Source organism: Corynebacterium sp. NML140438, assembly GCF_001875725.1.
Lineage (GTDB): Bacteria > Actinomycetota > Actinomycetes > Mycobacteriales > Mycobacteriaceae > Corynebacterium.
Map to the genome: position 1 here is coordinate 436,202 of NZ_MLCQ01000029.1, position 12,828 is coordinate 449,029.

The 12,828-nt window shown below is 63.5% G+C and carries 13 protein-coding genes; 12 read left to right on the top strand and 1 reads right to left on the bottom strand.

Going from position 1 to position 12,828, the window contains the following annotated elements:
- Positions 1-8 precede the first annotated feature (8 nt).
- The 11 genes from BJP08_RS10705 to BJP08_RS10755 all read left to right on the top strand — a co-directional run bounded on the left by BJP08_RS10705 (position 9) and on the right by BJP08_RS10755 (position 10,133).
- On the top strand, positions 9-1,289 hold the full coding sequence (locus BJP08_RS10705) for an alpha/beta hydrolase family protein (RefSeq protein ID WP_071569522.1): 1,281 nt from the start codon (positions 9-11) through the stop codon (positions 1,287-1,289).
- A gap of 463 nt (positions 1,290-1,752) precedes the next feature.
- Complete coding sequence (locus BJP08_RS10710) at positions 1,753-2,892, top strand: alpha/beta hydrolase family protein (RefSeq protein WP_177221757.1); 1,140 nt, start codon at positions 1,753-1,755, stop codon at positions 2,890-2,892.
- A gap of 16 nt (positions 2,893-2,908) precedes the next feature.
- Positions 2,909-4,090: a hypothetical protein gene (locus tag BJP08_RS10715; protein WP_071569523.1), complete on the top strand. Its 1,182-nt coding sequence runs from the start codon at positions 2,909-2,911 to the stop codon at positions 4,088-4,090.
- A gap of 6 nt (positions 4,091-4,096) precedes the next feature.
- Complete coding sequence (gene rfbB / locus BJP08_RS10720) at positions 4,097-5,083, top strand: dTDP-glucose 4,6-dehydratase (protein ID WP_071569524.1); 987 nt, start codon at positions 4,097-4,099, stop codon at positions 5,081-5,083.
- Entirely contained in the window at positions 5,083-6,375 is a 1,293-nt protein-coding gene (rfbD, locus tag BJP08_RS10725; protein ID WP_071569525.1) for a dTDP-4-dehydrorhamnose reductase, read from the top strand. Before rfbB ends, rfbD begins: the two co-directional genes overlap by 1 nt.
- Positions 6,376-6,385: 10 nt before the next feature.
- Positions 6,386-6,718: a hypothetical protein gene (locus BJP08_RS10730; protein ID WP_071569526.1), complete on the top strand. Its 333-nt coding sequence runs from the start codon at positions 6,386-6,388 to the stop codon at positions 6,716-6,718.
- A gap of 4 nt (positions 6,719-6,722) precedes the next feature.
- Complete coding sequence (gene rfbA / locus BJP08_RS10735; RefSeq protein WP_071569527.1) at positions 6,723-7,571, top strand: glucose-1-phosphate thymidylyltransferase RfbA; 849 nt, start codon at positions 6,723-6,725, stop codon at positions 7,569-7,571.
- Between the two features lie 11 nt (positions 7,572-7,582).
- Positions 7,583-8,374 carry a glycosyltransferase gene (locus tag BJP08_RS10740; RefSeq protein WP_071569528.1) on the top strand — a complete coding sequence of 264 codons (792 nt, stop codon included), beginning with the start codon at positions 7,583-7,585 and terminating at the stop codon, positions 8,372-8,374.
- A gap of 13 nt (positions 8,375-8,387) precedes the next feature.
- A complete protein-coding gene (locus BJP08_RS10745; protein WP_071569608.1) occupies positions 8,388-9,071 on the top strand; it encodes a glycosyltransferase family 2 protein in 684 nt (227 codons plus the stop codon).
- The gene (locus tag BJP08_RS10750; RefSeq protein ID WP_071569529.1) at positions 9,068-9,409 is read left to right on the top strand and encodes a DUF2304 domain-containing protein; all 342 of its coding nucleotides are present in this window, start codon (positions 9,068-9,070) and stop codon (positions 9,407-9,409) included. The genes BJP08_RS10745 and BJP08_RS10750 overlap by 4 nt, the downstream gene beginning before the upstream one ends.
- On the top strand, positions 9,402-10,133 hold the full coding sequence (locus BJP08_RS10755) for a thioredoxin domain-containing protein (protein ID WP_255364821.1): 732 nt from the start codon (positions 9,402-9,404) through the stop codon (positions 10,131-10,133). Before BJP08_RS10750 ends, BJP08_RS10755 begins: the two co-directional genes overlap by 8 nt.
- A 6-nt stretch (positions 10,134-10,139) precedes the next feature.
- On the opposite strand, the gene BJP08_RS10760 is transcribed toward BJP08_RS10755, so the two are convergent.
- Complete coding sequence (locus tag BJP08_RS10760) at positions 10,140-10,952, bottom strand: GDSL-type esterase/lipase family protein (protein ID WP_071569530.1); 813 nt, start codon at positions 10,950-10,952, stop codon at positions 10,140-10,142.
- 66 nt (positions 10,953-11,018) lie between these two features.
- Between BJP08_RS10760 and BJP08_RS10765 the strand changes: the two genes are divergently transcribed.
- Positions 11,019-12,563 carry an AMP-binding protein gene (locus tag BJP08_RS10765; protein ID WP_071569531.1) on the top strand — a complete coding sequence of 515 codons (1,545 nt, stop codon included), beginning with the start codon at positions 11,019-11,021 and terminating at the stop codon, positions 12,561-12,563.
- The last annotated feature ends 265 nt before the right edge of the window (positions 12,564-12,828 follow it).

Genomic DNA, 12,828 nt, shown 5'->3' on the forward strand with positions numbered 1-12,828 from the left:
AGCACCCCGTGAACATTGCGCGTCCAGCCATCGCCGGAGCCGCCGCCATCGCGATCGCCGCAGGAGGCTGGTATGCCGTCTCCCCATCCGAGGAGGCAACGACCATTTCCGCTGCCCAGAGCGTAGAGGAAACGTCGATAAGCGAGGCGACGACGACCTCTTCCTCGAAGACCACCACAACCACAACCAAGGTCGAGGAAACGACGGTCGTCGAAGTCGTTGAGGAAGACAGCACCGAACCCACGCTTGACGACGCCACCCCCCTCGCAGACGAGGGTACCCCCGCCGCCACGGAGGACACGTCAAACCTTGTATCGGAGCTGACCGCCGCACCCCTGAAGCCAAACAACAAGAAACCCCAGCGCTGGTTCACGTTAATCGACAATATTACGGGCGCCAAGAAACTCAACGTGAAGTCCACCGCGATGGGCATCGACATCCCGGTCGCCGTGATCCCTGCAAAGGAGCAGCCGGCCCCGACCGTCTACCTCCTCAACGGCGCCGGTGGCTCCGAGCAGGACACTGACTGGATCGCCCAGGCCTGGGACGTTGTAAACGATGTGTTTAAAGATAGATCGGTAAACGTCGTCATCCCGATGAAGGGTGCGTTCTCCTACTACATCGACTGGCTCTACGAGCCCGACACCCCATACCTGCAAGGAAAGCAGCTGTGGTCCACATTCCTAGGCTCCGAGCTTCCCGACGCCATCGAGCCCTACCTCGGCGCCAACGACAAGCGCGCCGTCGTCGGGTTCTCCATGTCCGCCACCTCAGCTCTCCTCCTCGCTGAGCACAACCCTGGCAAATACGCCGCGGTCGGCTCCTTCTCGGGCTGCGCCGCTACCTCGACGGGTATCCCGAACGGCTGGGTCAACCTCACCGTCAACCGCGGCGGTGCCAAGCCGGAGGAAATGTGGGGCCGCGCCGGCAGCGAGTACAACCGCCACAATGACGCCCTCGTCAACGCCGAGAAGCTCAAGGGCACCAAACTGTACATCTCCAGCGCAACCGGTCTTTTCGCCGAGAGCGACACCGTCGGCTTCCTGCGCAAGACCCGCAACATGGACTTCATCCAGGCCTCCGCAAACGCCCAAACCCTCATAATCGAAGGCGGCGTGATCGAAGCCGCCATGAACGCCTGCACCCACGACCTGCTAGTCAAGCTGAAGGCCAACGACATCCCATACAACGCTAACCTGCGCGCCACCGGCACCCACTCGTGGCGCATCTGGAAGGAAGACCTGGAGCTCGCCTGGAAGCAGACCATCAAGCCGGCGCTTGAGCTCTAAGCCCCTTTGGACGCGCCCGTCCGGAGGCGTAGTGACAAAAGACGCAACCTTAATTGTATAGCACTTTCTTTACCTCGAGATTTGAATGGCTAGACTAATTAAGGTTACGTCTTTTGTCACTCCGGCTTCCCTCACGCCCACTCGGCGAACCGGGAAAAGGCCCAAGCACAAAACCCGCCGCCCCACCCAACAAAAGGTAGCGCGACGGGCACAAACGAGCGAGGACCTAGAACAGTCCCATGCCGTACGCGATGGTGGAGGACGTGGAGGAGCCGAAGTGGATCAGCTCACCGAGGACGGTGTTGATGGCGACCTGTACGGACTCGATCGGGTTCATTGCAACTACCTTCTTTCAAAGAGAAATCCTGTATGAACGAAATGCTTCCCACATTCTTGCACGAAACGCCGAACAAGGTGACACCAGAAGCCCCAATTGTCACATCTGTAAAGTAGGATGTCTTCCATGTTGAAGCGCATCTCTCGTTCGGTTGTGGCTACGGCGATGGCTGTGGCTATTCCTTTGTCGGCTGTTCAGGCAATCCCAGCGGTTACGCCAGCAGCGATGGCCCAGCCTGTGGGCACCGTGAAGCCCTGGAACGCTGTGGAGAATCCGCCGTTGGCGAAGTCGGATGGCAAGCCTCAGAAGTGGGTGCAGCAAGTTGACCACAAGCGGGTGCTGAGTTACTTGGTGTACTCGCCGTCGATGCGTCGGGATATTCCGGTGGCGGTGTTGCCTGCGACGAATGCTGCGGGGCAGCGCGTGCAGAACGCGCCGACGATTTACCTGCTGAATGGCGCTGGTGGCGCGGAGCAGCACCAGGACTGGCTGAGCATGAGTGATGCTCGTGACTTTTTTGCGGGTAAGGGCGTCAATGTTGTGATTCCGCAGGAGGGCGCGTTTTCGTACTACACGGATTGGGTGAGTGACAATATGCGCTCGCGCTACATTAACGGTCCGCAGAAGTGGGAGACGTTCCTGGTGAAGGAGTTGCCGGGCCCGATTGAGGGGCTGCTGGGGGCGGATAGGAACCGTCGTTCGATCGTGGGCTTCTCGATGTCGGGAACGACGTCCCTGGTGTTGCCGACGCACTACCCGGGGTTTTATAAGTCAGCGGCGTCGTTCTCGGGGTGTGCAGCGACGTCGACGCCTGATGCGTACCAGTTTGGCCGGATTACGGTGAACCGGGCGTCGGGAACGTTGGATTACCGGACGGTGACTCCGGAGATGATGTGGGGCCCGATGGGCAGCCCGAACAACCGTTATAACGATGCGCTTGTGAATGCGGAGAAGTTGCGCGGGACCCGCTTGTACATTTCGACGGGCACTGGCCTCGCTGGGCGTTCTGACCAGGTGAGCTACCTGGTTGGGCAGGGGTTGTCGCAGCCCGCGGCTGGTGTGGGTTCGGCGATTTTGCAGGTTGAGGGCGGCGTGATTGAGGCGGCGATTAATAAGTGTTCGCATGATTTGCGCGCGAAGCTGGAGGGCTTGAACATTCCGGCGCATTATGAGTTCCGGAATGCGGGGACGCACTCGTGGCCGTACTGGCGCGAGGATCTGCACAAGGCGTGGTTTACGACGATCGCGCCGTCGTTCGGAATGTAAGGCAATGTAGGCCAAGGTGAAGCACCTTTCTTTTGCCACACTGTTCGCGGCCGTCAGTGGCTTTGTGGTGTTGTGGGTGGCGTCGAAGGCGCTCGACGCCGACACGGCCTACCGCTACTTCGCTGCGTATTGGGGGTTGTTCTTCGCGTCCACCGGACTTATCGACGGCCTCACCCACGAGACAACCCGCGCCGTCGCGGCGGCGCGCGAGGATGGCCGGCGTGGTTCGGCGAATCCGTGGCGATTGGGGGCGTGGACGGCGCTGGTGGTCGTCGTCGTGGTGACTGTTGCGGGCGCGCTGTTTATTGGCACCGTTGTTCCTGGGAGCACGCTGACGGCTACTGCCCTGCTGCAGGTTGGCCTGGTGATGTACGTGTTCCAAGCTGTGCTGGGCGGGGTGTTGTCGGGGGCGCAGTTGTGGGAGCGGTATGCGGCCCTGGTGGCGTTGGACTCGGGTGTGCGGCTGGTGTTGGCGCTGGCTGCGTGGGCGCTGGGGTGGGGGCTACCTGCGTTTTTGGTGATTACGGTGGTCGGCGCGTTGAGCTGGCTGGTGGTGTTGCGTCGGGAGCATTTGCGGGTGCCGCTGGATGTGCATCGTGGGGTGTTTGTGCGCCGGGTGTTGACGGCGATGGTGGCGTCGGGGGCGTCGGCGGCGTTGATTACGGGCTTCCCGACGGCGGTCAACGCGGCGTTCCCGCAGGCGTCGGTGGCGGCGATTATGAACGCCGTGATTTTGACGCGGGCGCCGGTGTTGGTGCCGTTGCAGCGGTTTCAGTCGGCGTTGGTGGTGAGGTTTGTGGAGCGTCGAGAAGCGTTGGTTGCGGCGTTGGTGCAGCCGGTCGCTGCGGTGCTCGGCTTGGGCGTTGTGGGCTTTGCCGCGGCGTGGGCGGTGGGTCCTTGGATTCTGAAATTGGCGTTTGACCCGGAGTTTTACGTCGATGGACTGACGCTTGGGGTGCTCACGTTCGCGTCGGCGTTTATGGGGGCGCTGATTATTACGGGGGTGGCGGTGCTGTCGCTAGAGCGGCACGGCTGGTACGTCGCGGGGTGGCTGACGGCGACGGCGGTGGCGTTCGCGGTGCTGGGAGTGATGCCGCGGCTCGTGGGTGTCGACGTCCACTCCGTCGTAGTCACGGCCCTGTTCGCGGGTCCGCTGGCGGGGGCGGCGGTACATTTGGTGGCGCTCCGGCTAAGGTAGAACCCCATGGGAACAATGCTGGTCACTGGTGGTGCGGGCTTCATCGGCGCGAATTTCGTACGGATGGTCACCGAGCGCACTGACTACAAGGTCACGGTAGTGGACAAGCTGACGTACGCGGGCAACCCGGCGAATTTGCGTGGATTGGACGTGGAGTTGGTGGAAGGGGACGTCGCTAATGAAGCGCTGATGGGTGACTTGGTGGGGGCGTCGGATGTGGTGGTGCATTTCGCGGCGGAGTCGCATAACGATAATTCGTTGGAGGACCCGTCGCCATTTATTCATTCGAATTTGATCGGCACGTACGTGTTGTTGGAGGCGGTGCGCAGGCACGGGGCACGGCTGCATCACATTTCCACGGATGAGGTGTTCGGGGACCTGCCGCTGACGGGCAACGAGAAGTTTACGGAGACGACGCCGTATAAGCCGTCGAGTCCGTACTCGGCGACGAAGGCTGGCTCGGATCATTTGGTGCGGGCCTGGATCCGCAGTTTTGGAATCAAGGCGACGATTTCGAACTGCTCGAATAATTACGGGCCGTTCCAGCACGTGGAGAAGTTCATTCCGCGCCAGATCACCAATATCCTGTGCGGGCAGCCAGCGAAACTGTACGGCACGGGCGCACAGGTGCGCGACTGGATCCACGTCGACGACCACAACGATGCCGTGCTGACCATCCTGGAGCGCGGCAAGCTGGGCGAAACCTATAACATCGGCGCGGACAACGACCACACCACGAACAAGCAGGTCATCGAGATGATCTGCGAGTTGATGGGTGGCGAGTACGAGCACGTCAACGATCGCCCCGGCCACGATCAGCGCTACGCGATGGATTCCACGAAGCTCGCCAAGGAGCTGGGGTGGCGGCCGCGTTACACGAAGGATTTGCGCGACGGGCTGCAGCAAACCATCGAGTGGTATCGCGAGAACCGCTGGTGGTGGGAAGGGGCGAAGGGGGACGTCGAGAAGCGTTATGAGGCGAGAGGACAGTAATGATTGCTGGGTTGGAAGTCCACGAGCTTGCGGTGCACCGCGATAACCGGGGCTGGTTCAAAGAGAACTGGGCCGGGCAGAAGCTGGTGCCCGTGCAGCAGAATGTGAGCTTCAACGCGCGGCGCGGGGCGACTCGCGGCATGCACGCTGAGCCGTGGGATAAGTGGGTGTCGGTGGCCTCAGGCCGCGTGTTCGGGGCGTGGGTGGACATGCGCGAGGGCTCGGAGACCTTCGGGGAGACGTTCAGCTGCGAGATCGGCCCGGAGACGGCGGTGTTTGTGCCGCGCGGGGTGGCCAACGGCTTTCAGGCGCTCGAGGACGGCACGACGTACATTTACCTGGTCAATGAGCGTTACCAGCCCGGCGCGCGCTACGCCTACTGCTCCTACAGGGAGGTTGAGTGGCCGCTGGAGCCCACGGAGCTTTCGCAGGCTGACCTCACCCACCCCATGCTTGTCGACGCCACCCCGGTCCCCCAGCGCAAAATCCTTGTGACGGGCGCGAACGGGCAGCTGGGCCGGGCGCTGCAGGAGCTCTACGGGCCGGATGAGGCGGAGTTCTGCACGCGGGACCAGCTGGATATCACGAACCTGGAGGGCGTGGACTGGTCGAAGTACTGGGCGATGATCAACTGCGCGGCGTACAACGACGTCAACGGCGCGGAGGATGACCCGGCGGGCGCGTGGCGTGTGAACGCGGAGGCCCCAGCGCAGCTGGCGCAGGTGGCCAACGAGCACGACCTGGTGTTGGTGCACGTGTCCAGCGACTACATCTTCGACGGCACCCACCAGGTGCACACGGAGGAGGAGCTGCCGAGCCCGCTGAGCCGCTACGGTGCGTCGAAGGCTGCCGGGGAGACGGCTGCGCGGGTGGCGCGTAGGCACTACGTGATTCGGACGTCGTGGGTGTTCGGGGACGGCGCGAACTTCATGGCGACGATACGCCAGCTCGCGGAGGCGGACAAGAAGCCGCGCGTAGTCAAGGACCAGCGTGGGCGGCCGACGTCGGCGGAGGACCTGGCGAAGGGCATCCGCCACCTGCTGGCCAACGAGGCTGAGTACGGGGTGTACAACATCACTTCGGATGGGGATTCGGTGGGCCGCGACGAGATCGCGATGGCGGTATTCATCGGGATGGGTAAGGACCCCGCGCAGGTACACCCGGTGACGTCGCAGGAGTACGGGGACAAGGCGCCGCGGCCTGCGGAATCGACGCTGGCGCTGGACAAGATCAAGGCGACGGGCTTTGCCCCCATGAACTGGAGAGCTGCGTTGGCGCTCTATCTTGGGTAGGTTGTACTGCATGAATCGCACTTCTCTTGCAGCTCTCGCGGTGGCGGGAGCACTGGTGGTGGCAACCCCGGCGTTCGCTTCCACCCAGGCATCCGCTCCCGCTCCTTCGGCCCCGACAACCACCACGGTCACTGTCACCCCGACGGTGACGACGACGGTCACCCCGACGGTTGCACCAACGACGACGAACACCGCCCCGACGGACCCGGCGATGGCCCTGTCCGCGGGCGACACGTCGAACGTGTCCACTCCGGCGCTGATCCTGTTCATCATGGGCATCTTGACGACGGTGCTGACCGTGGTGGAGAAGCTGCCGCTGGATAAGATCCTGCCGAAGCGCTAAGTCGATGAAGGGCATCATTCTGGCCGGCGGGTCCGGCACCCGGCTCTACCCGATTACGAAGGGTATTTCGAAGCAGTTGATGCCGATTTACGACAAGCCCATGATCTACTACCCGCTGACCACGCTGATCAGCGCTGGTATCCGGGAGATCATGGTGATCACCACGCCGGAGGATGCGCCCGCGTTCCGGCGCCTCCTCGGCGACGGCTCCGACTGGGGCATCATGCTCCACTACGGCATCCAACCCTCCCCCGACGGGCTTGCCCAGGCGTTTCTGATCGCCGAGGACTTCATCGGGGATGACTCGGTGGCGCTCGTGCTGGGTGACAACATTTTCGACGGCGCCCTGGACCTCAGCCACGACGGCACCGGCGGCACCATCTTCGCCTACGAGGTCTCCGACCCGCACCGCTACGGCGTCGTGGACTTCGACGCGAATGGTGTGGCCACCTCGATTGAGGAGAAGCCGGAGCACCCGAAGTCCAACTTCGCGGTGGTCGGGCTGTACTTCTACGACAATCAGGTCGTGGACATCGCGAAGACGATCACCCCGAGCACGCGCGGGGAGCTGGAGATCACCAGCGTGAACGAGGCGTACCTGAAGGCGAACCAGCTGCGGGTCCACCGCTTGAACAGGGGTGACGTGTGGCTGGACACCGGCACGATTGACTCCATGGCGGAGGCGTCCGCCTACGTGGAGGTGCTGCAGAAGCGCACCGGCCTGGTGATTGGCTCGCCGGAGGTCGCCGCCTACAAGCAGGGGTTCATCTCTGTGGACAGGCTGGTCAGCCTGGGTGAGTCGATGGTGAAGTCGGGCTACGGCACATTTCTTCTCGACGCCGCGCGCAACTAGTATCGGTATCCATGTCCACCGTTACTGCGCTCCTGTCTGCCTACCACGGCACTGTTCCTGACCAGCTCGCCGAGGCGCTACAGTCCCTCGCTGAGCAGACCCGCCCCGCGGACGAGGTCGTGGTCGTCTTTGATGGGCCGGTGGCGGATGGGGTCGAGGGGGTCGTCGAGAAGTATGGGGTGCGCGTGGTGCGCTGCGCTGAGAACCGCGGTGCAGGCCCCGCGCTGCAGGCGGCGCTGGAGACAATCGACAGCGAGTTCGTGGCGCAGCTCGACTCCGATGACAAGGCGTTCCCCCAGCGCATCGAGCGCCAACTCGATTTTTTGCAGCAGCACCCTGAGGTGTCCGTGGTGGGCACCGCCGTGCAAGAATTCGACGGCGAGCGCACCGGCGGCATCCGGCGTCTGCCCGAGCACCCCGAGCACTACGCCAAGATCAACTCCCCCATGAACCACCCATCCGTGATGTACCGCACCGCCGACGTCAAGGCGGTGGGCGGCTACCAGGACGTGCACCTCATGGAGGACTACGACCTCTTCGCGCGCCTCATCGCCGACGGCTACACCCTCTACAACATGCAGGAGCCACTCACCTACTTCCGGGTCACCGACGAGCAATTCGACCGCCGCACCGGCAGCGACATGTTCACCTCCGAGGTAGACATGCAGATCCGGCTGGTGCGCTACGGGCTGATCGGACGCACCCGCGCGACGGTGAATGTCGCGGTGCGCACCCTCTACCGACTGCTACCGAAGCCACTGCTGAAGCGCGTTTATGCGCGGCTTTTCCACCACGCCGGGTAACATCTGCGTCAACATGAACGACGACACTTGGCTCATCATCCCCTGCTATAACGAGGGCCCCGTTATCCAGCAGGTCATTGAGCATGCGCGGGAAACGTTCCCGAACATCGTGGCCGTCAACGACGGCTCCCGAGACAATTCTGCAGACGCCATCCGCGCCGCAGGGGCCCACCTGGTGAACCACCCGGTGAACCTGGGCCAGGGCGCCGCGATCCAGACCGGCGTGGAGTACGCGCGCGCCCAGCCGGGGGCGAAGTACTTCGTCACCTTCGACGCCGACGGCCAGCACCAGGTCAAGGACGTCCTGCGCATGGTGCAGCGCCTGCGCACGGAACCGCTCGACATTGTGGTGGGCACCCGCTTCGCTGGCCAGGACTCCTCGCAGGTGCCGTGGATCAAGCGCGTGGTGCTGCGCACGGTGGTGCTGCTCTCGCCGCGCACTCGTCGCCTCGGGCTTAGCGACGCCCACAACGGCCTACGCGCCTTCAACCTCAAAGTGGCCAACGAGATGAACCTGCGGATGAACGGGATGTCGCACGCCTCGGAGATCGTCACCCTGATTGACCAGCACAAGTGGCGCGTCGTCGAGGAGCCGGTGGAGATTCTGTACACGGAGTACTCCATGAGTAAGGGCCAGTCGCTGATCAACGGCGTCAACATCCTGGCAGACAACATCGTGGCGGGGAGGCTCCCATGATCCAGTTCGCACTGATCTGCGCCACCGTCCTGTTGGCACTCTACTTTTTTGCTAACCGCCGCAAGGCGAACGCGAAGGCGTGGGTGAAGATCGGCTTCGGCGTGATGTTTATCGCCGCCATCTGGGCGATCCTGCGCCCCGACGACGTCACCATCCTTGCCAACTGGCTCGGCGTGGACCGCGGCACGGACCTGATGCTGTACGTGCTGATCATCGCGTTCTTCTTCACCACCATCTCAACCTGGACCAGGTTCCGTGAGCAGGAGCTGCGCTATGCCCGCTTGGCGCGGGCGGTAGCATTACAAAACGCAGAACAACCAAAGGAGCACAATGAGTGATACCAAGATCCCACCGCTGATGTGGGCGTTTACGGCAGTATTGGCGGTCGGCACCGGGGTGGGCGGCTACGTTATCGGCGCGAACTCCGCGACACCCGCCACGGAGACTGCCCAGACCGCGCCATCCCAGGCCGCCGAGCAGCCTGCTGCCGAGCCGACCATGAACGCGGCCGCCGCCGACATCGAACGCCGCGACGCCAACGACCCAATGGCGCTCGGCAATGTCGACGCCCCCGTCGTCCTCTCCGAGTTCTCCGACTGGGACTGCCCATTCTGCATCAAGGCGAACGTTGAGCTGATGCCGCAGATCATCAAGAACTACGTCGATGAGGGCAAGGTCCGCATCGAGTTCAACGACTTCGTGGTCAACGGCCAGGCCGCCGTCGAAGCAGCCCGCGCGGGCCGCGCCGCCGCCGAGCAGGGCAAGTTCTTCGAGTACCAGGACGCCTACATGGCAGAGGCCGTCAAGGCGAACGGCCACCCCGACTTCGCCATGGAGGACTTCGTCCGCTTCGCGGAAGCCGCCGCCATGCCGGACATGGAGAAGTTCAAGGCCGACGCCGCCAGCGACAAGTACGACGCCGCCCTGCAGGAGGCCAACAACCTGGCGCAGCGCGCGGGCTTCAACTCCACCCCGTCCTTCCTGGTCAACGGCCAGGAAATCATCGGTGCGCAGCCCTACGAGGCCTTCGAGAAGGCCATCGAGGACGCGCTAGCCAAATAATCGCGGCTAGGACCGCGCGACGACGTCCGCGACGTGGGCGTGGCCGCGCTGGTTCACGTGCAGCGGCATGTGCCGCGGCGACGCCCCAAAGTCCACGATCCCCGACCACATCCGCAGGTGATCCGGAGCACACATATTGTTGTTCCACGTGGACGGCTTCAGGTCCACGAACTCCAGGCCCGTAGCGCGGGCCAGGTCGACCTGCATCCACTGAGCGGTGTCCTCCATCACTTTCACGGCGGGTATCGGGGTGGCGTCGTGAATGTTGTTGCCCAGCTGGAACAGGCACACCCGGTCCCCCTGCGTGATCTTCGGGTAGCCGACGATCTGGATGCGCGCGTTCGGCGCCGCCGCCCGGATCCGGTTCACCTGCGGCACCATCGCATCGACGAACGCGCGGCGCACCTGCTCCGGGGAGCGGCCGCCGGTCGAATACGTGTCGTTGAAGCCGGTGGAGATGACCACGCGGGCCGTCGCCGGCGACAGGGTGCGGTCGCGCAGCGCGCGGTCGACCTGGAGCGAAAAGTAGGGACCCTTGCGTGTCGAGACTGTCCCGGCACAGGAGTAGTCCATTGCCTGCAGCCCCAGGCGCGCGGCTGCCTGCTTGCCCCAGTTCGTCGGGCCCGTCGGGCACCAGACTTTCGCGTCGGAGGAGCCCTGTGGCGTCGCACCGATTTTCCCGGCCGCCCAGTCCCGTACTGTCGGGTCAGCGACGACCGAGTCTCCGAAAATCACCATGTCCCGCGACTGCGCAGTCGCCTGAACAGGCACGATAGCGATCGCGACTGCCACGATTGCAGCCATCAATTTCCGAAACATGAGTTCACTTCTTTCACTTCCGTAACGCAGATGTCTCTACTTTGCCAGATGTCATAGAATAGAGCAATGTTTTTCCGCTTTCTCAGGGCCACTCACCGCGCCGGAATGATCAGCCTCGGCAACAGCCCGAAAGCAGCGCTAGGGATTATACCAAATCTGCTCCGCTTCCGCTTCACCACCGCCCGCGCCATCGAGCAGGGCTACCTCGCCGCCCCCGAGCGCACCGCCCTTATCGACGACGCCGGCCTCCTCACCTACCGCGACCTCCGCACCCAAGCGCGCAGCGTGGCCCGCTGGATCCTCAGCGTCACCGACCAACCCCGCATCGGCGTCATCGCCCGCAACGGCCGCGGCATCATCCTGCCACTCGGCGCCAAAGGCTACACCGGCGGCTCCATCTTCCTCCTCAACGTTGGTTCCTCCACCGAACAGCTCCGCGGCTGCATCGAGGAAAACAACATCAACGTCCTCTTCACCGACGACGAGTTCCTGCCCCGCATCCCGGAGGTCACCGGAATGGTGGTGGTTGTTGGGGCGAAGTTGGCGTCGATAAGCGAAGAAGGGGGCGATACCGCGCTGCCGCTGTTCCCGAAACACGGCGACATCGTGCTCATGAGCTCGGGCACCTCCGGCATCCCCAAAGGCATCCTGCGTGCCGAGCCCACCCTCCCCTTCGTTGTCACCGGCTACCTCGAAGCGATCCCCTTCCGCGCCGGCGACACCGTCCAGATGACCGCCTCCATGTTCCACACCTGGGGCTGGTCCGCGCTCAACATCACGCTTGGGGTCGGCGGCACCATCGTTACGCAGCGCGTCTTCGACCCCGAAAACGCCTACCGGCAGCTCGAGCACTTCCGTTGCGACGGCCTCATCTCCTCCCCCATCTTCCTCAAACACATGCTTGACCTCGAGGAAGGCTACGACACCTCGCGCCTGCGCTTCATCGGCACCGCCGGAAACGCCCTGACCCCGCTCCTCGCCGAGCGCCTCATCGAACGCTTCGGGCCCATCGTGGCCAACATCTACGGCTCCACCGAACTCGCCCTCGCCGCAGCCGCCGACGCCACCACCGTCGCCAACGACCCGACCTGCGTCGGCCGCGTCCCACCCGGCACCACCCTGCGCATCTACGACGACGCCGACCACGAAGTCCCTACCGGCACCGTCGGCCGCATCTTCCTCAACAACGAAACCGCCCTCCGCGGCTACACCAACCCCGACACCCCCATGGTCACCATCGACGGCCTCATCGAAATGGGGGACCTCGGCTACTTCGACACCCACGGCCTCCTGCACGTGGTGTCACGCAGCGACGACATGATCATCGTCGGCGGCGAAAACGTCCACCCCCAATCCGTCCAGGCGGTCCTCGAGCGCATGCCAGGTATCGACGACCTCTACGTCGGCAGCGTCGACGACCCCGACACCTTCAAACGCGTCGCAGTCTGGATCGTCCGCTCTGGTGATGAGGCCGGCCGGGCGCTCACGCCTGCCAGCGTCCAGGACTGGGTCCGCGACCACCTTGCCGAGCACTCCATCCCCCGCGACGTCCACTTCGTCGACGCCCTACCCCGCAACGCCACCGGCAAAGTCGTGCCACGGGAGTTGTAAGGGGGAGGTGTGCGCTTGGCAAGACCGAACCTTCGGGTGCTGGGCCCGGGGCCTGGAAAAGTTCCCCGGCTTTCCGATGAACTGGGAACTTTCTTCGTGGACAAACGTCGCCACCTGGGGAAACGTCAGCGCTCGTAGACCGGAATGGACCTGAAACGCAAAATGATTCCCCGGCGTGGGAACTATTTCAAACAGACACGTGTGGCATAACCCCACCACCCCCGGGAACCCCCGTTAACGCTGTCGCAACAGGCGGTGTCGGAAA